Annotated in this window: 22 protein-coding genes; 10 read left to right on the plus strand and 12 right to left on the minus strand. The window is 69.1% G+C overall.

The window, feature by feature from the left end; translation table 11 throughout:
* Positions 1–56: 56 nt before the first annotated feature.
* Positions 57–503, plus strand: coding sequence for a universal stress protein (locus AC1DHY_RS04080; RefSeq protein WP_476879651.1), 447 nt, complete (start codon positions 57–59; stop codon positions 501–503).
* Here AC1DHY_RS04080 and AC1DHY_RS04085 read toward each other — a convergent pair.
* Both AC1DHY_RS04085 and mgtA read right to left on the minus strand, forming a co-directional pair.
* A complete protein-coding gene (locus AC1DHY_RS04085; RefSeq protein WP_476879652.1) occupies positions 500–1,831 on the minus strand; it encodes a phosphoribosyltransferase family protein in 1,332 nt (443 codons plus the stop codon). The two genes, AC1DHY_RS04080 and AC1DHY_RS04085, sit on opposite strands and share 4 nt — an antisense overlap.
* A 99-nt stretch (positions 1,832–1,930) precedes the next feature.
* On the minus strand, positions 1,931–4,678 hold the full coding sequence (mgtA, locus tag AC1DHY_RS04090; RefSeq protein ID WP_476879653.1) for a magnesium-translocating P-type ATPase: 2,748 nt from the start codon (positions 4,676–4,678) through the stop codon (positions 1,931–1,933).
* A gap of 310 nt (positions 4,679–4,988) precedes the next feature.
* On the opposite strand from mgtA, the gene AC1DHY_RS04095 reads away from it, so the two are divergent.
* Complete coding sequence (locus AC1DHY_RS04095) at positions 4,989–5,723, plus strand: GAF and ANTAR domain-containing protein (protein WP_476879654.1); 735 nt, start codon at positions 4,989–4,991, stop codon at positions 5,721–5,723.
* Here the strand turns inward: AC1DHY_RS04095 and AC1DHY_RS04100 are convergent.
* The 5 genes from AC1DHY_RS04100 to AC1DHY_RS04120 all read right to left on the minus strand — a co-directional run bounded on the left by AC1DHY_RS04100 (position 5,720) and on the right by AC1DHY_RS04120 (position 10,329).
* On the minus strand, positions 5,720–7,819 hold the full coding sequence (locus AC1DHY_RS04100; protein WP_476903187.1) for a putative bifunctional diguanylate cyclase/phosphodiesterase: 2,100 nt from the start codon (positions 7,817–7,819) through the stop codon (positions 5,720–5,722). The genes AC1DHY_RS04095 and AC1DHY_RS04100 overlap by 4 nt on opposite strands.
* 12 nt (positions 7,820–7,831) lie before the next feature.
* Positions 7,832–8,575: an esterase/lipase family protein gene (locus AC1DHY_RS04105; protein WP_476879656.1), complete on the minus strand. Its 744-nt coding sequence runs from the start codon at positions 8,573–8,575 to the stop codon at positions 7,832–7,834.
* Positions 8,572–9,369 (minus strand): alpha/beta fold hydrolase, encoded by a 798-nt coding sequence (locus AC1DHY_RS04110; protein WP_476879657.1) that lies wholly within the window; start codon positions 9,367–9,369, stop codon positions 8,572–8,574. Before AC1DHY_RS04110 ends, AC1DHY_RS04105 begins: the two co-directional genes overlap by 4 nt.
* 108 nt (positions 9,370–9,477) lie before the next feature.
* Complete coding sequence (locus AC1DHY_RS04115; RefSeq protein WP_476903188.1) at positions 9,478–9,861, minus strand: DUF1304 domain-containing protein; 384 nt, start codon at positions 9,859–9,861, stop codon at positions 9,478–9,480.
* Between the two features lie 90 nt (positions 9,862–9,951).
* Positions 9,952–10,329: a cupin domain-containing protein gene (locus AC1DHY_RS04120; protein WP_476880076.1), complete on the minus strand. Its 378-nt coding sequence runs from the start codon at positions 10,327–10,329 to the stop codon at positions 9,952–9,954.
* Between the two features lie 132 nt (positions 10,330–10,461).
* Here AC1DHY_RS04120 and AC1DHY_RS04125 point away from each other — a divergent pair, with 132 nt between their 5' ends.
* Entirely contained in the window at positions 10,462–10,707 is a 246-nt protein-coding gene (locus AC1DHY_RS04125) for a hypothetical protein (protein WP_476880077.1), read from the plus strand.
* 55 nt (positions 10,708–10,762) lie between these two features.
* Here AC1DHY_RS04125 and AC1DHY_RS04130 read toward each other — a convergent pair whose 3' ends face one another.
* Positions 10,763–11,191, minus strand: coding sequence for a VOC family protein (locus tag AC1DHY_RS04130; RefSeq protein ID WP_476880078.1), 429 nt, complete (start codon positions 11,189–11,191; stop codon positions 10,763–10,765).
* A 148-nt stretch (positions 11,192–11,339) separates the two neighbouring features.
* On the minus strand, positions 11,340–11,906 hold the full coding sequence (locus AC1DHY_RS04135; protein ID WP_476880079.1) for a type 1 glutamine amidotransferase domain-containing protein: 567 nt from the start codon (positions 11,904–11,906) through the stop codon (positions 11,340–11,342).
* Between the two features lie 1,298 nt (positions 11,907–13,204).
* On the opposite strand from AC1DHY_RS04135, the gene AC1DHY_RS04140 reads away from it, so the two are divergent.
* Positions 13,205–14,767: a beta strand repeat-containing protein gene (locus AC1DHY_RS04140; protein WP_476880080.1), complete on the plus strand. Its 1,563-nt coding sequence runs from the start codon at positions 13,205–13,207 to the stop codon at positions 14,765–14,767.
* Positions 14,768–14,936: 169 nt separating this feature from the next.
* On the plus strand, positions 14,937–15,188 hold the full coding sequence (locus AC1DHY_RS04145; RefSeq protein ID WP_476880081.1) for a DUF2630 family protein: 252 nt from the start codon (positions 14,937–14,939) through the stop codon (positions 15,186–15,188).
* Between the two features lie 99 nt (positions 15,189–15,287).
* Here the strand turns inward: AC1DHY_RS04145 and AC1DHY_RS04150 are convergent, their stop codons facing one another.
* The gene (locus AC1DHY_RS04150; RefSeq protein WP_476880082.1) at positions 15,288–15,989 is read right to left on the minus strand and encodes a FadR/GntR family transcriptional regulator; all 702 of its coding nucleotides are present in this window, start codon (positions 15,987–15,989) and stop codon (positions 15,288–15,290) included.
* 129 nt (positions 15,990–16,118) lie between these two features.
* On the opposite strand from AC1DHY_RS04150, the gene AC1DHY_RS04155 reads away from it, so the two are divergent.
* The 4 genes from AC1DHY_RS04155 to AC1DHY_RS04170 all read left to right on the plus strand — a co-directional run bounded on the left by AC1DHY_RS04155 (position 16,119) and on the right by AC1DHY_RS04170 (position 21,913).
* The gene (locus AC1DHY_RS04155; RefSeq protein WP_476903189.1) at positions 16,119–17,504 is read left to right on the plus strand and encodes an SLC13 family permease; all 1,386 of its coding nucleotides are present in this window, start codon (positions 16,119–16,121) and stop codon (positions 17,502–17,504) included.
* Positions 17,505–17,569: 65 nt separating this feature from the next.
* Positions 17,570–18,820: a CaiB/BaiF CoA transferase family protein gene (locus AC1DHY_RS04160; RefSeq protein WP_476880223.1), complete on the plus strand. Its 1,251-nt coding sequence runs from the start codon at positions 17,570–17,572 to the stop codon at positions 18,818–18,820.
* A gap of 1 nt (position 18,821) precedes the next feature.
* Positions 18,822–20,339, plus strand: coding sequence for a carboxyl transferase domain-containing protein (locus AC1DHY_RS04165; RefSeq protein WP_476903265.1), 1,518 nt, complete (start codon positions 18,822–18,824; stop codon positions 20,337–20,339).
* Positions 20,340–20,461: 122 nt separating this feature from the next.
* Complete coding sequence (locus AC1DHY_RS04170) at positions 20,462–21,913, plus strand: S8 family peptidase (protein WP_476880222.1); 1,452 nt, start codon at positions 20,462–20,464, stop codon at positions 21,911–21,913.
* 141 nt (positions 21,914–22,054) lie between these two features.
* On the opposite strand, the gene AC1DHY_RS04175 is transcribed toward AC1DHY_RS04170, so the two are convergent.
* Positions 22,055–23,536, minus strand: a complete 1,482-nt coding sequence (locus AC1DHY_RS04175) for a purine-cytosine permease family protein (RefSeq protein ID WP_476880285.1) — start codon at positions 23,534–23,536, stop codon at positions 22,055–22,057.
* 147 nt (positions 23,537–23,683) lie between these two features.
* Between AC1DHY_RS04175 and AC1DHY_RS04180 the strand changes: the two genes are divergently transcribed.
* Positions 23,684–24,898, plus strand: coding sequence for a DUF4232 domain-containing protein (locus AC1DHY_RS04180; RefSeq protein WP_476903190.1), 1,215 nt, complete (start codon positions 23,684–23,686; stop codon positions 24,896–24,898).
* On the opposite strand, the gene AC1DHY_RS04185 is transcribed toward AC1DHY_RS04180, so the two are convergent.
* A complete protein-coding gene (locus tag AC1DHY_RS04185; protein ID WP_476880283.1) occupies positions 24,895–25,974 on the minus strand; it encodes an LLM class flavin-dependent oxidoreductase in 1,080 nt (359 codons plus the stop codon). The two genes, AC1DHY_RS04180 and AC1DHY_RS04185, sit on opposite strands and share 4 nt — an antisense overlap.
* Between the last annotated feature and the right edge of the window lie 106 nt (positions 25,975–26,080).

Raw genomic sequence — 26,080 nt, forward strand, 5'->3', positions numbered from 1 at the left:
CCCGCGGTGACCTTTGGCCCTAGGCACTCCCCGGGACACCGGGCAGGGTGGGGGCCATGAGCGCAGACCAGCGGATCGTCGTGGGCGTGGACGGCTCCGAGTTTTCAACAAAGGCGCTCCGGCTCGCCGGGCGCATGGCTGCCAGCCTGAACGCCCCGCTGGAGGTCATCACGTGCCTTGGCACCTCGGGCTTCTTCCTCGCTTCCCACCTTCCGGAGGAGCGCACCGCGTCTGCCGGCGAGCTGGAGGAGACGGCCAAGCGCCTGGTGGAGGAGTCGCTGGAGCGGGCCTTCGGCGATGCCCGCCCTGAGCAGCTCACCCGGCAGGTCAAGTTTGGTGCGCCGGCCAAAGTCCTGATCGAGGAGAGCAGGGACGCGCAGCTTTTGGTGGTGGGGCGGCGCGGCCGGGGCGGTTTCCTTGCGCAGGTGATGGGCTCGGTCAGCGGCGCCTGCGCCGCGCATGCCCAGTGCCCCGTGCTGGTGGTCGGCCAGGGCGCAGGCTAAGCCGCCGGGAGTAACTGCCGGACAAACCAGTCCCGGGCCAGGATGGCGGCTGCGGCCAGGGTTCCGGGCTCCTCGAACAGATGCGTGGCGCCCTGCACCACGGCGAGCTGGCTGGGGCAGCGCATCATGGCCTTGGCCTTCCGGTTGAGCTCAAGCACCTCATAATCGAAGCTGCCCACAATCAGGAGGGTCGGCGCCCGGACGGCGGACAGCCGCGGCCCGGCGAGGTCGGGCCGGCCGCCGCGGGAGACCACGGCGGCCACCCGGGCTGAGGGTTCGGACGCGGACCACAGTGCGGCCCCGGCCCCGGTGCTCGCCCCGAAATACCCGACGACGCAGGCTGCCGTATCGTCCCGGGTGGCCAGCCAGTCAGTGGCGGAGGAGAGCCGGCGCGCGAGCAGTTCGATGTCGAAGACGTTGGCGCGGTTCCGCTCCTCCCCCGGCGTCAGCAGGTCCAGCAGCAAGGTGCCCAGCCCGGCCCGCTGCAGGACGCTGGCCACAAAACGGTTCCGGGGACTGTGTCGGCTGCTGCCGCTCCCGTGGGCGAAAACCACCACCGCCGTGGCCGGGACCGGCAGGTGCAGCTGGCCCTGGAGCCGGACCCCCCGGGACGGGATTTCCACCTCTTCATCGGATTCCACCGGTTCCCCGGACGCGGCCGCCGGCACGGGGGCCCGTGGCGCGTCGTTCATCCGGCGCGCGGCGGCGTCCAGGAGTTGGATCACCTCCTCGTCGTCGGTCGGGGAGAAATCCCGGTAGTGGTAGCCGACGGCGGAGAACTGCCGGGGCGTCGCGAGGCAGACCACCTCGTCGGGTTCGCGCAGGTCCGCCAGGGTGTCGGCCGGCGCGACCGGCACAGCCAGGACCACCCTTGCGGCGCCCAGTTTGCGGGCGATCCGGCAAGCGACCCGGGCGGTGGACCCGGTGGCGATGCCGTCGTCGACGATCACCGCGATGCGCCCGGTCAGGTCCTGCCGGACGCGGCCTTTCCGGAACCGCGCCACCCGGTTCTCCAGCACCGCCCGCTCGCGGGCCTCGACGCCCTGCAGCTCCTGCTCGCCTACCCGGGCCTGGGCCAGTACGTGCTCCTCCAGGACCCGGGCGCCACCCTCGCCGATCGCGCCCATGGCGAGCTCCGGCTGGTACGGCAGCCCGAGTTTGCGCACCACGATCACGTCCAGCGGAGCGTCCAGGGCCGCGGCCACTTCGAAGGCCACCGGCACGCCGCCGCGGGGAAGACCAAGCACCACAATGTCCTTGCCCCGCAGGTCCGACAGGCGCCGCCCCAGTTGCCGCCCGGCGTCCACCCTGTCTTCAAAAATGCTCATTGCCTTGGCTTTCCAATCGGGCGCCGGCCTCCGGGCACTTCGGGCCCTGCGCTCCGCGGGCCGGGCACCGGACCAAGTGGCCGTTTTCTCCACTATCCGTCAGGTGTTCCGGGGATGTGAGGGCCCTTGTACCCGGTTTCGCCGGGACCCGCCGGGCCGTCCCCGGCGCGGTGCCAACGGGGATCGCCGGGAGCGGAGCACGGCCTGGTCCGGGGTGCTGAACCGCGCCGCGCGCCGGGCAACATGATGGTCCGGTCCGCGGCGCCGGACCCGCGGGAGGGCCGGGCCGGGCGGCTGTTGGGCGGCCCGGGAGAAAAACCATTGCTTGGCGAACTCAACCAGCACCAGATACACCACGGTCATGCCCAGCAGTGCCAGGAAGAACGGGACGGGCAGGGAGTCGAACCCCAAAATCCCGGACAGCGGGGACAGCGGGAGGTAAATGCCCAGCGCCACGACCCCTAGGGCGGCGCATAGCAGCCCGGCAGACGGGCGGCTGCGGAGGAACGGCACCCGCCGGGTCCGGATCGCGAAAATGATCAGCGTCTGCGTGGCGATCGACTCGATGAACCAGCCGGCCCGGAATTCCCCGGGGACGGCGTTGAAGACGAAGAGCATCAGGGCGAACGTGGCGAAGTCGAACACCGAGCTGATGGGGCCAAAGAGGAACATAAAGCGCCGGATGAAGGCAATGTTCCAGTGCGCGGGCGCCAGCAGTTGGTCCCTGTCCACCCGGTCACCGGGGATGGCGAGCTGGCCGGAGTCGTACAGCAGGTTGTTGAGCAGGATCTGCCCGGGCAGCATCGGCAGGAAGCTCAGCACCACGGACGCCGTCGCGGCGCTGAACATGTTACCGAAATTGCTTGAGGTGCCCATCAGCACGTATTTGATGGTGTTCGCGAAGATCCGGCGGCCCTCCATTACGCCATCGGCCAGCACCCCGAGGTCTTTATCCAGCAGCACAACGTCCGCCGCGTCTTTGGCGACGTCGGTGGCGCTGTCCACGGAGATGCCGATGTCGGCCTGGTGGAGGGCGAGCGCGTCATTGACTCCGTCACCCATGAACCCGACGGCGCCGCCGCTCTGGCGCAGCAGGCGGATGATCCGGGCCTTCTGTTCCGGCGAGACCCGGGCGAAAATGCTCGCCTCCCGGGCGGCCGCGCTAAGGTCCGGGTCTGACATGGCCTCGGCTTCCGCGCCGGTAACAGTGCGGCCGGAGAGAACACCAAGTTCCTGGCAGACCTTTTCGGCCACTTTCGCGTTGTCCCCGGTGGCGACCTTAACCGTGATACCCAGCGCCTCCAGCCGGTCCAGGGACTCGCGCGCGTTGGGTTTGGGCCGGTCGAGGAACACCAGGAACCCGGCAAGCATCAGGTTCTTCTCGTCTGCGGGCACCAGGTCCGTCATCCCGGGAGCCGGCCGGGTGGCCACCGCCACCACGCGGGAACCGGCGTCGAACTGTTCATCGAGCAGGTCCTGCACCGGCCGGGGCACCAAGTCACACAGGGCCAGCACGTCCTCCGGCGAGCCCTTGGTGATGATCCGGGAGGGACCGCCCGCGTCCCGTACCAGCACACTGGTGCGCCGCCGCAGGTGGTCAAAGTCGATAACATCGAGCCGTTCGTACTTCGAGGGGTCGAACGCCGCCGCGTCCGGGGCCTCCCACAGGGCGGCGTCCAGGGAGTTCTGGCCCACGGCGGACCGCTGAGCCTCGGCGTAGTCCGACTGGGTGGCGAGCAGCCCGAGGGTTAGCAGGCCGCCGGCGGACAGCCCGGCCTGCACCGGCAACGCAGCCGTGAAGCTGATCCGGCCCTCCGTGAGGGTACCGGTCTTATCCGTGACGAGGATGTCCATATCCCCGAGGTCCTCGATGCAGACCAGGCGTTTGACCAGCACTTTGCGTTTGGCCAGCCGCCGGGTGCCCGTGGCCAGGCTGGTGCTGACGACGGCGGGCAGCAGTTGCGGGGTGATTCCTACGGCGATGGCGAGGGAGAACAGCAGTGACTCGATGACCGGGCGCTGCAGCAGCAGGTTGGCGATGAAAATGAGTGAGGTCAGCCCGACGGCCACCTGCAGGAGCAGGTAGGAGAACCGCTTGAGGCCCAGCTGGAACTCGGTCTGCGGCTGCCGCGCCCCCAGGCCGAGGGCGATCCTGCCGAACTCGGCCCGGCTGCCGGTCGCCACCACCACTCCCGTGCAGCTGCCGGACTGCACCACGGTGCCCATAAAGAGGCAGGACGTCAGGTCACCCAGCGCGGCCCCGCCGGCCACGGGAGCCGGATCCTTGGCCGACGGCAGCGACTCCCCGGTCAGGATGCTTTCGTCGCAGAGCAGGTCCTTCGCCGTCAGCAGGCGGAGGTCGGCGGGGATGACGGCACCCAGGCCAAGCTGCACGACGTCGCCCGGCACCAGGGCGGTTACCGCCAGTTCCCGGGCGGTCCCGTCGCGGAACACGACGGCGGTGTGCGTCACCCGGGAATGCAGCGCCTCCGCCGCCCGTTCGGCGCGGAACTCGTTGCTGAAGCCCAGGCCCACGCTGACGAACAGGATCACGCCGATCACGACGGAGTTGGTCGCGTCGCCCAGGAAGAGCGACAGCCCGGCGGTGATAAGCAGCAGGATCAGGATGGGGCTGCGGAACTGCCGGCCCAGCACGGACCATCCGCTGGCCTGGTGGGTCCGGACCGCATTGGGTCCGAGTTCATCGAGCCGCTCCCGGGCAACGGTTTCGGACAGGCCGCCGGGGGCCGACCCCAGCCGGGCGAGCACCGTGTCCGGTCCCCTCTGGGCGGCGTCGGCGATGGTCAGGGTCAGGGAGGACGACTCCCACGTTGCGAGCTGCGGCATATAGATTTCTTTCCGGATCCCTCGGGATAACGCTAAGACTACGTCCGGAGCAGGGGGAGTCATAGGGGTGTGACCGGCGGGCTGACGGTTCCCCCGCGGCGCGGCGGTGCGGTCACTGACCGGGCAGGGACCGGGGCATTTTCACCGGAAAGTCCTGTATATAATTTCCCCCGTACGGTTTAGCAGAGGGCCGTTGGATAGTTCTTCGATCCGGCTCCTGCCCCCCGCTACCACCGCTACTGACTTCCGCAGTGGTTGCGATGCACCTGGCCGGTTCGATTCGATTCGAGCGAAACGGCATCAAGGAATAGTGGCAAGCGAGTCAACTGCAACATCGATCAACCAGCACCTGCATCAGCAGGTGCTGAACAGCGCCGACGTCGAGGCGTTCCTCAGCGAGTTAGCCCGGGTCTCGGCGCTCAGTCTCTCTGAACCCGATGACGAGGTCCTGTGCGGGATCACCCTGCTGCGGCAGCGCAAGGCCGCCACGGTGGCCAGCAGCAGCGCCGCGGCGCAGGCCATGGACGAAGTCCAGTACGGCTTCGGCGACGGGCCCTGCATCACGGCCTCCCGCGAACAGGAGACGGTGTACATCCCCGATCTGGACACGGACGAACGCTGGCCGCAGTGCGCCGCGATGGTCCGTGAGCACGGTATGCGCTCCATCCTGGCTGTGCCGTTCGAGCTGGACGGTGACACCCGGGCGGCGATGAACTTCTACTCCCACCGGCCGAACCGCTTCGATGACCGGGCCCGTGCGCTGGCGAGTGCCTTCGTGACCCAGACCACCATGGCGTTGCAGCTGGCGGTGCGTTTCGCCCAGTTCAGTGACACGGCGGACGACCTGAAGGCCACGCTGGAAACCCGCACCGGCATCGACGTCGCAATCGGGATCATCATGGCGCAGAACCGCTGCAGCCAGGACGAGGCCTTCGAGCTGCTGAAGGCGGCCTCGAGCGCCCGGAACGTCAAGCTGCACACAGTTGCTGCGGGCATTGTTGACGCCCTGGGCCAGGGCCCGGCACGGACGCACTTCGAGGGCTAGCTGTCCTGGCCGTCGGCGTCGGCTTCGGCGCGGATTTCGCGGATGAGCCAGTCGACAATCATACGGCTGGCACCGGAGCTGGTCTCGGCGCTGTGTTGCTGGGCGTGCCAGCGGCCAACGTCGCCCCGTGCGGCGCCGCGATAGTCGAGGTAGCCGCTGAGCGGGCAGTCCTGAACGGTGTGCGGGTGCGGGGAACCGAGGCGCAGGAACCTCCAGTGGAACGCCAGCGCACCGAGGGCTGTCCGGATCCCGCGGGTGCCGGGTCCTCCCCCGAACCCCGCGGCCCAGGCCGGAACCTCCGCCGCCGGCATGGGCCGGCCCAGGTGGTAGCCCTGGCCGAACTGGACGCCGAGCATGGTGACAGCCTCTGTCATGCCGCGGTCCTCGAGACCTTCGGCCACGACCGTCATATCGAAGTCCCGGCCTACCTGCACCAGGGTGGCGATCAGGCTCAATGATTCCAGCGGCGTGCTCCGCAGCCCGGTCAGCATGTCCCGGTCTATCTTGACGGCAGTGAAGGGCAGCATCGAAAGCCGCTTGAGGCTGCTGTAACCGGCGCCGAGATCGTCCATAGCGACGCCAACACCCAGCCCCACGAGGTGGCGGAGGGGTTCACTGAGCAGGTCCCATTCCGCGCCCTCGGTTTCGAGGAGTTCCAGGACCAGGCGTGCGGGTTTGATGTGGTGCCGGGCGAGGGCTTCCTCGACGAAAGCGGGGAAGCCGGGATCCAACAGGGTGGTCGGCGCGAGGTTGATGGAGACCTTGGTGGAGAACCCGGCCGCGTCCCACTCGGCGAGCTGGGCTAGCACCTGTTCCAGTCCCAGCCGGAACAGGCGGTCGACGTCGGCGGGCTCAAGGTGCGGAAGGAAAGCGGCCGGCGGAACGTAGCCGCCGTCCTCGAGCTGCAGCCGGGCCAGGGCCTCGAAGAGGTAGACCCCGCCCTGCGACAGGTCCACTGCGGGTTGCAGGAACATCCGCAGTCCGCCGTTGAAGAGCCGCTCGGTGTAGCCGGCCGCGGCGTCGGGCGCCGCTGCTGCCGTGCCGTCGCCCGGAGCGGCGCCCGGGTCACGCGGTTCAGCGGCCGGTCCGGCGCCCTCTGGTGCGGCCGCCGCCTGGGATGCGGCCGGGCGCGCCCCAACGGGGCCTGCCAGCTCCCACCACTGGCCGCGTCCGTTCTTCCGCGATTTGGCGAGCTTCAGGGCGGTATCGGCACTGCGGAGCAACCCGCGGGTCTCCGTTCCGTCCCGCGGAGAGAGCGCCAGCCCGGCGCTCATCCCGACGCGCACGGCGCCGCCGCCGGCGTCGAACGCTGACTCGACGCTGCCGCCGAGCCGTTCAAGGACATCAGCCAGGGCCTCCCGGGCGCCATCCTCGGGGACGTCCTCGACCACCAGGACGAACTCGTCGCCGCCCATCCGTGCCAGGAACTCGCCCGGCAGCAGCCGGGCCTGCAACCGGGCGGCCCAGCCGGCGAGGACCTCGTCGCCGGCGTCGTGGCCCAGCGCGTTGTTGACGTTCCGGAGGCCGTCCAGGTCCAGGAGTCCGACGGCGATCCTGGCTCCCGGGCCGCCGTCGCCCTCCAATGCCCCGGTGAGGTGGGGATCCAGGGCCGCACGGTTGGGCAGGCCGGTCACGGCGTCGTGGGTGGCCTGGAAGCGGAGTTGCTCGTGCAGGGCCATCCGGGTGGTGACGTCCCGCTGGACGCTGACGAAATGCGTGGGACGTCCGTCATCGCCCAGGAGCGGGGTGACCTTCAGGGCGTTCCAGAACGGGGAGCCGTCCTTGCGGTAATTCAGGATATCGCCGCGGAATTCCTCGCCCCGCGCCAGCGTGTCACGGATGGTCTCGACCACCTCGCGCGAGGTGCCGGGCCCCTGGAGCACCCGGCAGTTGCTGCCCAGCATCTCCTGTTCGGAGTATCCGGTGATGGTGGTGAAGGACCTGCTGGCGTGCAGGATGTTCTGCGCGGCGTCGGTGATCAGGGAGATCTCGGAGGTGGCGGCCAGCGCGCGCATCAGAAGGGCCCGCGGCACACCGTCCGCGATGTGGGGCAGGGCATCGATGGCCAGCGGGGCCGGCCGTCCTGGGTGTGTCATGCAGAAGCCTTGCTACGGTCGGTCCGGCATCCCGGACACTGGTAAGTTCACTGACAGACTAGCGGCATTGCCGCCGTCACGGGCCGGAGACCCGGCTTCGGAGAGGACCAAGTGAACGGTGTCCGGGTGGGCGAGGATGCGGAAGTGGCCGCCGGTGTCCAGTTGGATGTTCCGCGCCCCGGGGAGCTCGCTGCCCTCGGGGATGTGCGGGTCGAAGAGTCCATAGACGGACGTGATGCGCGCATTGACCCCCTGCTCGCGGGACAGCTGCAGGGTGACGGCGCTGCGCGGAGAGAGGGCCCGCAGGCTGGGCAGCAGCAGGTACGCCGCATACCGTGAACCGGAGAACGGCGAACACACGGCCACCATCCGGCTGATGCGCAGCTCGGGATCCAGCGACAGCATGGCGAACTTGCCGATCAGGCCGCCCTTGCTGTGCGCCACGATAAGGACATCCGTGAGGTCCTTATCCCGGAGGTGCCGGGCGATCAGGGCGGCCGCCTTGGCGACCTCCAGCCGGTTGCGCTGCAGCACGGTCACAACGTGCACGGGATGGCCGGCATCGTGCAGTTCCCGGATCAGGGGCAGCATAAAGCGCCAGTCCTCGAAGATGCCGGGGATCACAACGACCGGCCGGCGGTCACCGCTGAGGAATTCGCCGGGGCTGACCCGGGACACCGCACTTAACAACTGCCGGCCGACGGCATAGGCGTAGTCGCGGGCCCACCAGCGGGCGTTCCTGAGCACGGTGCTCACGCGGCAGATCCCTGTGGCGCTTCTGTCCCGGGGGCGGCCACGCCGGCGAAGGCGAGGATGGAGCCGGCCACCTCCACGGCCCGGTTGTGCTGGACAACGTGCCCGGTCCCGTCGATCTCGAGGACCTGCGCGGCGGGGGCACGGCCAGCGAGCCGGCGGCACCACTGCAGCGGCGCAACGGGGTCGTTGGCTCCGCGCATCACCAGGACCGGGGCTTCTACGCCGGCGACCCTTTCCTCAATGCGGTAGTCCATCATGACCCGCAGGTTCTTGAAGTACCAGCGGAGGCCGCAGCGCAGGTAGTCGGTGAAAACCAGGGCGTTCGAGGACGGGCTCTCGTGGAACATACAGTCCCGACCCAGCGCCCATGCCTGCTGGGCCACGCTGCGGCGCCGGTCATCGACTACCGGGCCCATCAGGACCAGGCGCGGGATCCGCGAGGGCTGAAGCCGGGCGGCCTCGACCGCGAACTGGGTACCCATCGAATGGCCCACAATGACGAACTCCAGTACACCCAGCTGTTCCAGGGCGCCGAGGATGTAGGTGCCGTGTTCGGCCACGCTGAGGGTGCGCGACGGACGCGGGGTGGCTCCGAAGCCCGGGAGGTCGAGCGAATACGTGTCGACCGTTCGCGCCAGCAGCCCGTGCAGCCGGCGCAGGTAGCGGTGCGAGGCGCCGATGCCGTGGATAAGCACGACGGCTAGTCCGGCAGACTCACCGGCCGGGCGCGGGGAGGCGAACACGTGACCCACATGGCCCGCAGCCTCTACCTCGATGCGGGTGGGGCTTCCCATTGGGCTCTCGTTTCTGTGGGGCGCTGCCGATCAGTGCTTAGCCGGCGTGGCGTCCAGTAAGCATACTGACAAAAGCCGGGTGTAAGCCGTGTGCCGGCCCTGCGCCGCTCAGAGTCCGACGAGCGTTGCGATGACGGCGAGGAGCGGCAGCGTGCCCTGGCGCAGGGCGGCGGACCGCTTCCCGGGGTTGGAGAGGAACAGGACCGTCGCGGCGGCCGCCATCGAGCCGGTGCCGGCCAGGACCAGCGCGGGACCGACCCCCGGTCCGGAGGCGATGACGAAGCCGATGCCCACTGCGGTCACAACGGCCAGGAACAGGTTGTAGAAGCCCTGGTTGAACGCCAGGACCCGGGTGCTCTCCACCTCGGCCGCCGTGGCCGGGCCGAAGACCCGCCGCGCCGCGGGGCCGTCCCAGGCCAGCGACTCCATCCAGAAGATCACCACGTGCAGGGCGGCAGCGAGCCCCGCAAAGACCATTCCGACCACCAGCATGAGACCCCTTACGACATTTACAGCCCAGTATGGCCGATCATCGTCGCCGGGCCGTGCAGATTGGGCGCGGGGACGCCCGCCACGTCGGGGCTAGCCCGGTCCCGGCCCGAGCGGTCCCGTGCCCTGCGGGCCGTCCGGGCCGTCCGGTGACGACCCATCCAGTGGTGCGGCCGGTTCTTTGAGTTCCACGAAGATGGCGTGCGTTGGCGTGGCACCGGTATTTTCGCCGGAGTGCCTCTGGGCCGGCAGCCAGCGCGCCAGCCCGGAGGCCAGTTCGACGTCGACCGTCCGGCCGTCGGCGGACAGCCTGCGCCGGAAGTCGCTGAGGGTGACCATCACACTGTCCGGGTGCGCGTGCTCCACCGATTTCTCCCCCGGCTGGTCCGTGTACTCGAGCACCCGCACCCGCTCGTTCTCGAAGAGAACCCGATACAAATCGGGGTTGGTGGCCACCGGGTCCTTGTCCATGGCGCGACTCTAGTCCCGGGGCCGGCGGGCCGCCAGACTCCGCACCCCCGGCCTGTACGGCACTCCCCTGCCGTTATAGCTTGGAAGGGACATCGCGGCAGGCTGTCGCGCCCAGCAGCATCGGAGGAACGCATGAGCACCAAGCCGAGCGACCCGGAGGACATTGTCAGCGACGGAGTGGACGACGACGGGAAGCCGGTGCCGCGCGACACCGGCACCGGCGGCACAGCCCTCCCCCAGGAGGCCGGGGCGTCAGGCGCGTCCGGGGGACGCGTCCCGGGCAAGAGCGACGCCCACAAGGTGCCCGGTCCCGCCGAGGAGCAGGACGAAAAAGCCGAGGATGACCGGGGCCTGACCACGGACACCAGCCCGGACTGAAACGCACACAAGAAACCGGGCCGGCCCTCGCGGTGGGCCGGCCCGGTATTTTTTGTTAGCTGGTGGCAGATGCACCGTCGGCGGGTGCGATGTTGACGAGCCAGTCCACGCCGAACTTGTCTTTGCACATGCCGAAGGTGTCGCCCCACGGGGCCTTCTCCAGCGGGACGGTGACCGTGCCGCCGTCGGACAGCTTGTCCCAGAAGCCCCGAAGCTCGGCTTCATCGTTGCCGCTGAGGGACACGGAGAAGTTGTTGCCCGGGGTGAAATCCATGCTGTTGGGGGTATCGGCCCCCATGAGCACCAGCCCGTTTTCGCCGGTCAGCATGCCGTGCATGATCTTGTCCTGCTCGGCGGGATCCTCGCTGGCCTGATATTCGGCGAAGGTGCTCATGTTCAACTGACCGCCGAACACGGTCTGGTAGAACGTCATGGCGTCCCTGGCGTTGTCGCGGAAGCCAAGGTAGGGGTTGAGCGTGGTCATATCCGGGACTCCTTGATTGCAGGTTGCGGTACCGCGGCCGCTCGGCGGGCGGTCCCCGCGGCGGCGCAGCTTACAGGCATATCCTGCCCGAAAGCGTGCGCACTGCATAGGGCCATCACTGCCTCTGACCACGGCCGACGGCGGCGGGTCAGGCGGTCTGCCCCGCGTGCTCGCCTTCGGCGATTTCTTCAAGCAACTTGTCATTGAAGGCCGGCAAGTCGTCGGGGTTCCGGCTGGTCACCAGGCCCTGGTCAACCACCACCTCTTCATCCGTCCAGTTCGCCCCGGCGTTCCTGAGGTCGGTCTGGAGGGTGTGGTACGAGGTGACGTTTCGTCCGCTGATAACGCCGGCGTCGATCAGGAGCCAGGGTCCGTGGCAAATCGAGGCCACCGGTTTGTGCTGTTCGAAGAAGCCACGTGCAAAGGTCTGCGCAGCCTTATCGACGCGGAGGTGGTCTGCGTTGACCACGCCGCCGGGAATCACCAGGGCGTGGAAGTCGGAGGCGTTGGCCTGGTCGGCGGTGAGGTCGACGTCGAACGTCTCACCTTTTTCCGTTCCGTCGAATCCCTGCAATTTTCCGCTCTTCAGCGAGACCAAAGTGGGTTCGCCGCCGGCGTCCTTGACTGCGTTCCAGGGGCTGGTCAGCTCGATTTGTTCGACGCCGTCCGTCAGCAGGAAAGCAACTTTCTTGCCCGCGAGATTGTGTTCCGACATGTGTCCTCCTCGTAGCCAGCGCGGGGATTGAGCAGCGTTCCGGCCGTGCCTATCCCCGCGGAGAATGTGATGCCTTACGGGTCCAACTCTAGGAAGCCAGAAAATAATAAGCAAGCTGACTATTCATGTTTTTCTCGACTTAGGGTATGGACTTTCCGTGACAGGCGTGACTATGGTGACGGAAGTTGCCGAACATTCGTCTCGATTTCTGCGCCACACCTGGGGGGTGTTGCACGTGAAGCACGAACGACACTCCGGGCGCGCCTCGCGGCTCCTCCGCCCAGTGCTGCTGGCCGGTGCGGCGACGGTGGCTTGGCTGGCACTTTCCGCGACGTCGGCCAGCGCCGAGACCGGCCCTGACCTCGATGCCGCAGCCCGCGGCCTCACATCGGGCATCTCATCGCTGGCAGCGCCCAGCCCGCATGCGGCCAAAGCAGCCTCGCCTTCAGGTTCCGGGGGCGACAGTTCTGGGCTGTTGTCCCCGGTTACCCGTGGAATCACCGGTTCCGTCGACCGGATTGTGGCTTCGATTCCCGTCACCGCACGGATCGTTCCAGCGGAGACCGTAACCAAGGCGGTGTCCCCGCCGGTTGAGGTGATTGACCGCGCTGCCGCCGGCACTGTGGGGGCAGTGGTTCCCATAGCTACCGACTTAGTGGCAGCCGCCGAACCCGTCCTGGCTCCGGTCACGGGGGCCGTGGTGGACACCGTTCCGCTGCCAGCCCTTCCGCCGGTGCAGCCGCCGGTGGCGACGGTTCCTGCCGCCGCTCCCGTGCAGCCAGCGGCACCCGCTGCCACCGCTCCCCGGACGACCACCGGGGCTCAGGCGACCGACACGGGCGCCAAAAACGCGGCCGCAGAGCGCAGCACTTCCCATCTTGACGCTGCGGCCCTGACCTCAGCACCTTCCCCCGCGGAAACCGCCATGCCGACGGACCAAGCTCTGGCCCGGCCCTCGGCGTCGAGCGCTGTGCAGGAAGGGCCGGCACCTCTCGGCGGAGACCCTGCAGGTGATCGGCCAGGAACTGTCCCCGCGATCCCCAGCTCCAGCAGTGGGATCACCGCGTCCGCTTCCAGTCCGGGCGCCGGCAGTGCGGCTGAGACTTCTGACTTCAAACTTCTGCCGCCACCAGGGACGCTGGAGAGCAGCGATGTCCTGCTTCGGCTGCCGGCCGCGGTGTCATTCGACCCCGGCTCTTCTCCCGACTAGTTGTGCCTGCCTGCCCCCAAGGGGCGGGTGACGGCTCATCGGGCTGCCTCGCAGGCGGCCCCCACCAACCAATCCAGGAGAAACAACCATGCATACGAACTTGCGCAGAGGGCTGCTAGGCACCCTCTTTGCCGGCGGCCTGCTGGCCCTCGGAACCTCAGTCGCGTCGGCGGCCGACACAACGTCAGGCAGTGACGGGACCGCCTCCGGCACCCAGGCCATCGCTCCGGTCACCGCTCCGGTGAGCCTTGGTGCGACGTCGGTCGGGCTCCTCGGCGACTCCACCGCCACCGGAACTTCCCCGGCGGGAACCACCTCGGCCCCGGCACCGGCCACCGGCAGCAGCTCCACCTCCGGTACCAACGGGACCGCCTCCGGCACCCAGGCCACCGCGCCAGTCACCGCTCCCGTGAACCTTGGTGCGACGTCGGTCGAGCTCCTCGGCGACTCCACCGCCACCGGAACGCCCCCGGCGGGAACCACCTCGGCCCCGGCGCCGGCCACCGGCGGCAGCAGCACCACCGGTACCAACGGGACCGCCTCCGGCAGCCAGGTCGCCGCGCCAGTCACCGCTCCCGTGACCCTCGGTGCGACGTCGGTCGGCCTGCTCGGCGACTCCACCGCCACCGGAACGGCCCCGGCAGGGACCACGTCGGCGCCGGCACCCGCCACGGACAGCAGCACCACCGGCACCAACGGGACCGCCTCCGGCACCCAGGCCACCGCGCCAGTCACCGCCCCGGTAACCCTCGGTGCGACGTCGGTCGGCCTGCTGGGCGACTCCACCGCCACCGGAACCAACCCGGCAGGAACCACCACGGGCACGGCCCCGGCCACCGGCGGCAGCAGCACCACCGGTACTGACGGGACCGCCTCCGGCACCCAGGCCACCGCGCCAGTCACCGCCCCGGTGACCCTTGGTGCGACGTCGGTCGGCCTGCTGGGCGACTCCACCGCCACCGGAACCAACCCGGCAGGGACCAGCACGGCACCGGCCACCGGCGGCAGCAGCACCACCGGTACTGACGGGACCGCCTCCGGCACCCAGGCCACCGCGCCGATCACCGCCCCGGTGACCCTTGGTGCGACGTCGGTCGGCCTGCTGGGCGATTCCACCGCCACCGGAACCAACCCGGCAGGGACCACCACGGCACCGGCCACCGGCGGCAGCAGCACCACCGGTACTGACGGGACCGCCTCCGGCACCCAGGTCACCGCGCCGATCACCGCCCCGGTAACCCTTGGCGCGACGTCGGTCGGCCTGCTGGGCGATTCCACCGCCACCACCGAAGGAGCCGCACTCGCACCGACGGAGCCCGGCACCACGGAACCCGGCACCACGGATCCCGGCACCAACGGCCAGGGCACCACTGACCCGGCCATGCCCGGCGAGGACACGGGTAGCTCAGCCGAGGGCAGCGCTGACGGTGGAGTGGGGATAACGGTCGGGACCCAGGGCAGCGTCCAGGCCGGGGCAGCCGCCTCGGGCCACGCCGCTTTGGCCGCCGGTGCGCAGCTGCAGGCTTCCGAATCCGGCACGTTGGCCATGACCGGGGCGAGCAGTGGCACCTACGCCGCAGCACTGGTCCTGCTTTGCGGCGGCGCCCTGCTGCTGATGCTGCGGCTGGCGCTGCGGCGTCGCAAGGCCTAAGCAGTCGCAAGGCCAAGCAACTGCCGGACGCGCCCGCACTTGGGGCACGATTGCGGGCGGACCCCTCCGAAGGGATGGGTCCGCCCGCCCAGCGCGCTCTGGCCACGGCGCACACCCGTGATTACGCTGGCAGGTACCCACCGCGGTTCGAAGCAGGAAGAAGGACACCATGGACGAACGCGACATCCTCCAACGCATCACCGCCCTGGTCGATGAGGAGCGCGACCTCAGGGAGCAGGCGGAATCCGCGAGCGCCGACCATGACCACGTCCCCGACCGGCTCCGGCTCAGGCAGCTCGAGGAAGACCTCGACCAGTGCTGGGACCTGCTGCGGCAACGGCGGGCCAAGAGGCAATACGGCGAGGACCCGAACGATGCGGAGGCGCGGCCCGTCACGCAGGTCGAGGGCTACAACGGCTGACGCAGTCGGGAATCCGCGAGGAGCCGCGCGGATCGGTGCGGATCGGCGCGGCCCTGCTGCTGCTTGCGTGAGCAGCCCGACCTGCGTGAGCAACCCGACTTACTTGAGCAGTTCGACGTCGGACACCAGGTCAATGTGCGCCATCATGGCTGACGCCGCACCGGCGGCGTCCTGGGCGCGGATGGCGTCAGCGATCTTGCGGTGCGACGCGATCGACTGCTCCGGGCGGCCGGGCTGACCCAGCGATTCAAGCCGTGTTTCCAGGATCATTTCCGCGATGAACGCCATCAGCTGGCCCAGCACCGCCGAGTGGGCGGCGGCCGTCACAGCCTGGTGGAAGAGCTCGTCACCGTGCGCGCCCTTGGAACCGGAGGCAACTTCCTCCGTCATCGCCGCGATAGCCGCGTCGATCGCCTGCATGTCCTGGTCGGTGCGGCGGACGGCGGCAAGTTCGGCCAGTTTCACTTCCAGCGTGCTCCGGGCTTCAACGATCTCCGGCAACCTGCTCCGGTGCTCCCGCAAGCCCTTGATCACCGCCGGCACGTTCGGCCGGTAGACCAGCACCGCGCCTGTCCCATGCTGGACGTCGATGACGCCAAGCACCTCGAGCGCCACGAGCGCCTGCGCCAGCGTGGCACGGGAGACGCCCAGCCGCTCCGCGAGGTCTCGCTCGGCCGGAAGCAGGTCCCCGGGCCCCAGCTCGGCCGATTCGATGAAGTCCAGGAGCTGCGCCACTAGCTGCTCATAGAGCCGGGGCCTCGACACCCGGGAAATCTCTGGGACACCTGACTTCTTCGCCATCTTGTTTCCTCTTCGACGTTGCGCTGCTGCCATCCTACAACAGAGGAGTATTGACAAACTCACCTACTGTCTAAGAGGCTAGGCCAGTAGTCCTGTTGTCTACGTCACACTAATCCCGGAGGAACAAAGATGTCCGCTCCCGTGCTTTCCATCATCGTCCTGGCGGTGATGTTCCTGTTGGCCACAGTCCTTCCCCTCAACATGGGGGCGCTCGCCTTCGTCGGCGCCTTCCTGCTGGGTTCCGTCTTCCTTGGTATGTCCACCACCGAGATCCTGGCCAACTTCCCCGGCGGGCTCTTCCTGACCATCGTCGGCGTGACTTACCTGTTCGCCATAGCCCAGAACAACGGCACCATCGACCTCCTGGTCCGCGGCGCGGTGCGCCTCGTGGGCAGCAAGGTCGCCCTCATCCCCTGGGTCATGTTCGCCATCACCGCGCTCATCACGTCAGTCGGCGCCCTCTCACCGGCCGCCGTCGCCATCATCGCCCCGATCGCCCTGAGCTTCGCCGCGAAGCACAAGATCAACCCGCTCATGATGGGCATGATGGTGATCCATGGCGCGCAGGCCGGCGGCTTCTCCCCGATCGCCGTCTACGGCGTGACGGTCAACGGCATCATCGCCAAAACCGAACTCGCAGCGAGCCCGATGGCCATCTTCCTGGCCAGCTTCTTCTTCAACCTCGTCATCGCCCTGGTGCTGTTCATCGTCCTCGGCGGCAACAAGCTGCTCTCCTCCAAGACCGGCCGGCTGATCGAACAGGCTGCCGAAACCCGCATGAAGGTCAGCGTCGGTTCCCGCGCGGCCGGCGTCACCCTGCAGGGCTCCGGATCGGACATCTCCTCCTCCAGCGTCTCCGCCAAGGGCAGTGCCGCCTCAGCGTCCGACGGCGACGCCACCACCGGGGGCGCCCGCGCCACCATCGCCCAGCTCGTCACCGTCGCCGGCCTGATCGCCCTGGCCGTGATCTCCCTCGGATTCAAGGTGGACGTCGGATTCGTCTCCATCACCATCGCCATCATCCTGGCCCTGGTCTCCCCGGAGGCCCAGAAGGGTGCAGTGAACAAGATCAGCTGGTCCACCGTCCTGCTCATCTGCGGCATGCTGACCTTCGTCGGCGTCCTCGAAGAGGCCGGCACCATCAAGTTCGTCTCCAGCAGCGTCGCCGGCCTCGGTATGCCGCTTCTCGCGGCCCTGCTGATCTGCTACATCGGCGGCATCGTCTCGGCCTTCGCATCCTCCACGGCCATCCTCGCCGCGCTGATTCCCTTGGCGGTGCCGTTCCTGGCCAGCGGCGAAATCGGAGCTGTCGGCGTCATCGCCGCACTGGCCGTGTCCTCCACGATCGTTGACGTCTCGCCGTTCTCCACCAACGGCGCCCTGGTCCTGGCCAACGCCCCGGAGGACGTGGACAAGGACAAGTTCTACAAGCAGATCCTGGCCTACAGCGGCATCGTCGTCGCCGCTGGTCCGGCCGTCGCCTGGCTCGTCATGGTGGTCCCCGGCTGGCTGTAGCCCTCCCGCCGGCCGACGTCGGCCGCCACCGCATCCGCTGGAACTGCAACACAAAGGACCCAACCATGAGCAACGATTCCCACCCCCAGAACGACGGCCCGCTGTCCGGCTACGTCGTCGTGGACCTCAGCCGCGCCCTCGCCGGCCCGCACGCGGGCATGATGCTGGGCGATCTCGGCGCCAGGGTGATCAAGGTCGAGAACCCGGGCGGCGGGGACGACACCCGCGGCTGGGGCCCGCCTTTCGTCGGCCCCGAGGATGACCCGCAGGCGACGTATTTCCTCTCGTGCAACCGCAACAAGGAGTCCATCGCCCTGGATCTGAAGGACGACGGCGGCCGGCAGGTTTTGCGGGAACTGCTGGAGCGGGCCGACGTCGTGGTGGAAAACTTCCGTCCCGGCGTCCTGGACCGGCTGGGCTTCGCCACCGCGGAGATGCACGCGTTGAATCCGAAACTCGTGATCCTCTCCATCACCGGCTTCGGGCACGACGGGCCCGAAGCCTCCCGCAGCGGCTACGACCAGATCCTCCAGGGCGAAGCCGGGCTGATGTCGCTCACCGGTGCCGGGCCGGACGATCCGCAGCGCGTCGGGGTGCCCATCGCGGACCTGCTCTCGGGGATGTACGGCGCTTATGGCGCCCTCGCGGCCTTGCTGGAACGCGAGCGCACCGGCAAGGGCCAGGTGGTCCGGACCTCCCTGCTCTCGGCCTTGATCGGAGTGCACGCGTTCCAGGGCACCCGGCAAACCGTGGCCGGGGATCTGCCGCAGGCCCAGGGAAACCATCACCCCTCGATCGCGCCGTACGGCCTGTTCCACTGCCGGCAGGGGAAGGTGCAGATCAGTGTGGGCAGCGAGAAGCTCTGGCATGCGTTCGCCACGGCGTTCGGGATCGACACCGACCGCCCGGAGTTCGCCTCCAACGCCCACCGGGTCCGCAACCGGGAGAAAGTGATCGAGGCGGTGGAGGATGCGTTCGCCGGGTACGAGGCCGAACCGCTGCTCGCCAAGCTCAACGAGGTCGGCATCCCGGCGGGCAAGGTCCGGAACCTTGAAGAGGTGTACGAATGGGAGCAGGTCCACTCGCAGGGCCTGGTGGTCGACGTCGAGCACAAAATCCTGGGGACAATCAGCCTTCCCGGCCCCCCGCTGAGGTTCTTCAGCCAGGGCGATGCCCACGAAACCACCCTGAGGTCCCACACCGCGCCGCCGCTCCTGGACCAGGACGGGGACCAGATCCGGCGCTGGCTGGAACCGGACCGCACGTCCGCGGCCGGCACGTCCGCGCCCGGCACGTCCGTCGGGCCGGGTGCCTGAGGTGCTGACCGGCCAGAAGGTCCGCCACCTCGACGCCGCCGAACTCATCACCACGGTACTGGACACGGGTTCGTACCTCAGTTGGGACGCCCCGGTGCGGGATCCGGATCCGGACCCCGCCTACGCGGCCGAGCTTGCCGCCGCCCGCGAAAAGTCCGGCGTCGACGAATCCGTGCTGACCGGCGAGGGGCTGATCCGCGGCCGGCGGGTCGCGGTGATCGTCAGCGAATTCCGGTTCCTGGCGGGTTCCATCGGAGCAGCCGCCGCGGAACGGATCGTGCGCGCCGTCGAGCGGGCCACAGCCGAGGGCCTGCCGCTCCTGGCCGGGCCGGCCTCCGGCGGCACCAGAATGCAGGAAGGCACCCTGGCGTTCCTGTCGATGGTGAAGATCTCGGCCGCCGTGCGCGCCCACCGGCAGGCCGGGCTCCCCTACCTGGTCTACCTGCGCCACCCCACCACCGGCGGCGTTATGGCCTCGTGGGGTTCGCTCGGCCACATCACCGTTGCCGAACCGGGTGCGCTCCTGGGCTTCCTCGGCCCGCGGGTCTACGAAGCGCTGTACGGGCGGCCCTTCCCGGACAATGTCCAGGTCGCGGAGAACCTCTTCGACAAGGGACTCGTGGACGCGGTGGTCCCCCCGGAGCAGCTGCCCGATGTCGTCCACCGCGCCCTGAACATCCTTCTGGCCGACGCCAAGGCCCCCATCCTGCCGCCGCAGACCCTCGAGACGGCGCCGTCGGGGGTTGAGGCCTGGACCTCGATCGGGATTTCACGCAACCCGCGGCGGCCGGATCTGCGCCAGCTTCTGGCCTACGGGGCGCTCGATGTGCTGCCGCTCAACGGGACGGGCCAGGGCGAAAAGGACCCCGGGCTGCTGCTGGCCCTGGCCCGTTTCGGCGGCCAGTCGTGTGTAGTGCTGGGCCACACCCGGCCCCGGCCGTCGCAGCAGACCGCCATGGGCCCGGCCTCCCTCCGCGAGGCCCGGCGCGGCATGCGGCTCGCGGAAGAGCTCGGCCTGCCCCTGCTGACGGTGATCGACACCGGCGGGGCCGCGCTGTCCAAGGAAGCCGAGGAAGGCGGGCTGGCCGGTGAAATCGCGCGGTCGCTGCATGACCTGATCGGGTTGCAGTCGCCGTCGGTCTCGGTGCTGCTGGGGCAGGGGGCCGGCGGCGGCGCACTGGCCCTGCTCCCGGCGGACCGGACCGTCGCCGCGCAGCACGCCTGGCTCTCGCCGTTGCCGCCCGAGGGTGCCAGCGCCATCATGCACCGGAGCACGGAATTCGCGCCGGCCATGTCCGCGTCGCAAGGCGTCAACGTCTCCGCCCTGCACGCCAACGGGCTCATTGAGCACATTGTCGACGAACGCCCGGATGCGGCGCTGGAGGCAAGGGAGTTCTGCCGGCGGATGGGGCGGGCCATCGAGTACGAGCTGTCCCTGGTTGCGGCCACAGGCGTGGAGGAACTGCTCGCTCGCCGGCTCCTGAAGTACCGGAATCTGGGCGGGTCGGTACCCGGATAGGGCCGCGGACGGGAGGACGACGCCGGCGCCGGTCTCCGATTGGCCCTGATTATTCCGCGCCGCAGGGCCTACCATATGGACGGGGGGCACTCGAAAAGCATCATGCTTAATGGGAGGCCACGATGTTAACCACCGTCCGCAATCTTATTCCGCACGCGCACTGGACATTCGTGGGCGCCGGCCGGCGCCGGCCCCGGCGCGGAACCGCCGCCGCCCCGCCGGACATAACGCGGCGGCAGTGGGTCGGCGGGCTGGCCGCGGTGGCGCTGGTTGCAGGCGGCGGCCTCGCCGCCGCAGCACCGGCCTCCGCCGCGGAGCCGGCGCAAAGCTACATCGTCGTCCTCAAAGACGGCACGGGCGACGCCGGAGCAGTTGCCGCCGCCCAGCAGGGAAAATTCGGTTTCCACGCGTCCAACGTCTATCGCAGCGCGGTCAGCGGCTACGCCGGAACCATGACGGCGTCCCAGGCCAACCGGCTCGCCACCGATCCCAGCGTCGACTTCGTGACGCTCTCCCGCCACTTCCAGGAGCCCGAAGAGCCCGCGACACCCAACACCGAGGTGGCGCCGCTGTGGTGGCAGCGGATTGGCGGCGATCCGGACGCGGCAAAGGATGCGGTCCGCGCCGGCACCGGGAACGATAACGCCGTCAACGTCGCCGTCATCGACAGCGGCATCGACGGCAACCACCCGGACCTGAACGTCCAGGGCGGCATCGACTGCAGCTCCGGGCAGCCCGTCGAGGAAACACCGGTTGACGTGCTGGGCCACGGAACGTCGGTGGCAGGCGTCATCGGTGCCCGCAACAACGGCACGGGCATCATCGGCACGGCGCCGGGCACCCCGCTCTGGTCTGTCCGGGTTGTTTCCCCCGGCGGCGCGATCACCGAAGCGAGCCTGATCTGCGCCATCGACTGGGTCACCTCAACACACAAGGACGACGACCCCAGCAACGACATCGACGTCGCCAACATCAGTATCGGCGGCCCGGGCTCGGACACCCCTAACTGTGGCAAGGGCACCGATCCCATGCACTACGCGATCTGCCGGTCGGTGCGGGCCGGAGTGGCCTACGCCGTCGCCGCCGGCAACTCGGCCACCAACCTCGCCGGCACGGTCCCCGCGGCCTACCACGAGGTGTTGACCGCGACCGCCATGGCCGACTTCGACGGGAAACCCAACGGGCTCGCGCCGAGCCTCTGCGGCCACGACAACTGGCGGACCATCGGCCAGCGCGACGACCAGCCGGCGGTGTTCTCCAACTTCGCCGTCAGCCAGCGGGACAGGGAGCACACCGTCGCGGCTCCGGGGGTCTGCATCCTGTCCACCGTCCGGGGCGGCGGCTATGGCGTGAACCACGGCACCAGCTTCTCCAGCCCCGCGGTGGCCGGCGCCATGGCATTGTGTATCAGCGAGGGCGCCTGCCAGGGGTCGGGCGCGGAGGTCACCCAGCAGTTCCTGGACAGCGCCGAGTCGTACAACACCCGGCACCCGGACTTCGGCTTCGGGGGTGACCCCCTCCGCCCGGTCGGCGCGAAGTACTTCGGCTACCTGACGCAGATCACCCGCCTCTGAGGTCCCCGGCGCTGCGGCCTCCGCGCCTCGCCCGTTTCGACGGTTCCGCGCCGGTTCGACGCCCAGACGCGTCGAGTGCACACGGAACCGTCGAAACGGCGCTGCGGATGGGGTTCGATGTCGGGAAAGTCCGACGGCGCGTCAGGCCACCGGGGTGCCGGCGAGCCGGTCCGCCTCGGCTGCTGTGGTGGGCTGGCCGCCGTCGTTCGGGTAGATCATCTCCGCCGGGGCGTTGGAGTTGCGCTTGGCAAGGGGGTAAAACACCAGCGCGGTGACCACGAGGCCCACCAGCCACGAGATGTCGGCCCCGCCCAGGACCTCGGTCATGGGGCCGGTGTAGAGGGTCTGTGCCAGGAACGGGATCTGGACGACAATCCCGATGCCGTAGGCCAGCAGCGCCGTCCGGTTCCACCGCCCGTAGCGGCCGTTCGGATCGTAGAGCGCCGGGATGTCCACCTTTTCCTTGGAGAAGAGGTAGTAGTCCACAAGGTTGATGGAGCTCCACGGGATGAAGACCATCAGCAGCAGCAGGACGAAGTTCTTGAAGTTGGCGATGAAGTCCGGGGACGCCAGCATGGCGATCAGCACCGTGAGGCCAATGAAGCCGATGACGTAGGCGAAGCGGGTCCGCGACGGGGCGGCGGTTTTGCGGGTGAACGCCGAGACCGAGGTCAGCATGGTCATGTAGCCGCCGTAGGCGTTGAGCGTGTTCACGGTCAGCTTCCCGGTGACAATGACCAGGTAGATGACGACGGCGATCAGCCCGCCGCCGCTGAGGTTCCCCAGGAAGGCGACCTGCCCGTCAAGGAAACGCTGGCCCTTGGGCAACGCCAGCGACGCGAACAGGGCGCCGAGGGTCATGGACCACTGGGAGCCCAGGACGGTGCCGAGGAACGCGGCGAGGAAGGTCTTGCGCGCCGGGGTGTTGGAGGGCAAGTAGCGCGAGTAGTCCGCAACGTAGGGTCCGTAGGTCAGCTGCCACCCGGCGCCCAGCGAGATGGCGAGCAGGAAAGTCGGGAACTCGAAGGACCCGGAGGCCAGCAGGGCTCCGACGTCCTGGCTGGCCAGCAGCCGGATTCCGAGGTAGGTGAAGCCGAGGACGCCGATGACCGTGGAGATCCGGCCCAGGAGGTGGATGTATTTGTAGCCCAGGGTCGCGACAAGGACCGTGAGGGCGCCGAAGATCAGCATGCCGACGGCGGGGGTTCCCGTGTGCGTGATCTGGTCGACGGCCTGGCCCGCGAGGACGGTGCCGGTCGCAGCGAACCCGAGGTACATGATGATGACGAGCACCAACGGAATGACGGCCCCGAACACACCAAACTGGGCACGGCTGGAGATCATCTGCGGCAGGCCAAGCTTCGGACCCTGTGCCGCGTGCAGGGCCATCACCGCTCCGCCGAGCACGTTGCCCACGAGGAGGCCCAGGATCGCCCAGAGCGCGTCGGCGCCGAACAGCACGGCCAGGGCGCCGTCCACAATGGCGGTGATTTGCATGTTGGCGCCGAACCACAGCGTGAACTGCTGCCCGGGAGATCCGTGCCGTTCATTCTCCGGAACGAAGTCGATGGAGCGGCGCTCGACGCGCTGCCCGGCGGTTCCCGTTCGTGTCGCAGCTTGCATGGTTGTCCTCACTAAAACTCAGGCTGGGGTGGTCAGTACATCTGAGCATGCACGGTGACCTGGATCACGGGATAAAACCACATTTTCGTCCGGGATTCCGGACTGCCCGCCGTTCCGGCGCACACCGGCTCAACTAGGCTGGCGGGCATGGGGATACGCACGGGGGCTACGGCGGGCAGCACAAGGGCGGCAATAACGGTAACGGCGGCGGCCTTCGGTTGGCTGCTCAGCGGCGGCTTGTTCGCGGCATTGAGCTGGTTCGGCAGGGTCCCGGCTTCCTTCGCCCGGCTGGTGGTTCCGGAAACCGTGGCCGCGGCCAGCTGGCATTCGGTGATGCCGTGGCCAGTGGTGGTCCCGGCCCTGTCGGCGCTGACCTTGATGGGCCTGTTGACAGTCCTGCTGCGTGTTGCCGTCCCGCAGCCGACGGCGGTCGGGGCCGGTGCCCGGGCCGGGCTGATGAGCGTGTGGTTCAGCGTGGTGCTCGCATCTTTCCTCACCAGCGCGTTGTGGTCCGCGGGGAGCATCCTGGCGCAGTGGCCGCCGATGCGCGCCGCCTCACTGTTCGACGGCGTTGGGCCCGCGGTGCTCGCCGGCGGCTACTGGGGCATCGTCTGGGGCTGGGTCCCGGCCCGGGTGTGGCGGTTCCTGGCGGCCCGGACCCACGACGGACGGGCCGGCGGCGACAGTGGCGCGGCCGGCGTCGGTGGCGCGGCCGGCGTCGTCGTCGACGGGAACCACAGCCGGCGCCGCCCGGCGGGCGGAACCGTCCTCACGGCCACCGCCGTCGCCGCCGTCCTGCTGGTGGCCGCCGCTCCCCTGTCCGGGGCGGCGAACCGGGCAGCGGCCGCGCAGCTCATCCCGGTCCCCGCGCCAACGTCCACCACACCGCCCGTGGTCTACGGTTCACCGACAGTGGGCCCCTCGTTCCAGGCTCCCGAGCCAGGCTGGTGCCGCAGCGCGCAGGTGAAGATCTCGCTCGGTGAGCCCGACGCCGCCACCGGACACCGGGGCATGCCGGTCCGGCTGGTCAACACCGGCCGGGCCCCGTGCGTCCTCAACGCCTACCCGGATGTTGCCTTCGACGACACCGCCGGCTGGGCCATGGACATCCTGCCGGTCCACGGCGGTTCGTTTATGACCACGGACCCGGGCGCCCGGTCCGTCACCCTGCCCGCGGGCGCTGCCGCGCAGGCGTTCCTGGGCTGGAACGCCATGGCCGGCGCCGGCGACACCAGGGTGGGCACAGTCCTGGTGGCGCCTTTCCCGGGCGCAGCGCGGACCAGCCTGCCCGCGGACCTCGACGTAGTGAACGGCGGCTACGTGGCCGTGACGGCCTGGAGCCTGGCCAAGCCCGCGGCTTAGACGGGCCGGGCCGCCGATGGGGTTGGCTGAGTCGCTGCCGTCACTGCGGCAGCGCCGATCTCGCGGTTCACGGCGGGCATGATTTCCGTGGCCAGCAGTTCAATGGAGCGCGCCGTCTCGGCGAACGGCAGGCCGCCGAGCCCGATCTGGGCCATGTACCGGCTGTTGCCCAGGGTCGAGTGGATTTCGAGCAGCTTCTCCACAATCTGCTGCGGACTTCCCACCAGCAGCCCGCCGCCGGGCTCGGTCCACTCATCGAAGGTGGAGCGCGGGAAGTGGTCCACGGGGCGGGGCATGTTCTGCTCGAAGTACGCCCGGTAGTACGGGTAAAAGGTGTCGCGGGCCTGCTGGGAGGTGGGCGCCGCGTAGAAATGCCCGCCCGCGCCCACCTGCATCCCGGCGGGGTCGTGTCCGGCGTCGGCGGCGCTCTGGCGGTACAGCTCCACGAGGCGCCGGAACCTGGCTGGCCCGGAGAGCAGCGCTACAAACAGCGGCAGGCCCAGCCGGCCGGCCCGCGCGAAGCTGGCCGGTGTCCCGCCCACCCCGACCCAGACGGGGAGCCTGTCCTGCAGCGGACGCGGGGCGATGTCCAGTCCCGCCAGGCTCTGCGTGAGGGTTCCCTGCCAGTGCCCGACGGCGTTGTCCCGCAGGTCCAGCAGCATCCGCAGCTTCTCGTCAAAGAGGGCGTCGTAGTCCTCCAGCCGGTGGCCGAAGAGCGGGTAGGACTCCACGAAGGCGCCGCGGCCCGCGATGATTTCGGCGCGCCCGTCGGAGATCAGGTCCAGGGTGGCGAATTGTTCGAAGAGGCGGACCGGGTCCTGGGTGGAAAGGACCGTGACGGCCGTGCTGAGCCGCAGGTTTGTGGTCTCCCGGGCAATGGCGGCGAGCACGATTTCGGGTGCGGAAAGAGCGAAGTCGTGGCGGTGGTGCTCGCCGAGGCCCAGGAATCCGAGTCCTGCCTGGTCAGCGAGTTTGGCCAGCTCAATGAGCTCCTTCAATCGCTGGTGCGGGGACAGCGCCTTGCCGGTGCTGAGGTTGCGGGATAGTTCGCCGAAGGTAAAGATGCCAAAGTCCATACTTTATTGAACATTCAAGTATCTCGATTCATTCCACACCCCCGCCCCGCTGCCCCGTCTCGACGGTTCCCAGCCGGATCGACGCCCGGACCCGTCGAGTGGGCAC

The organism is Arthrobacter sp. 05L44 (assembly GCF_056397605.1).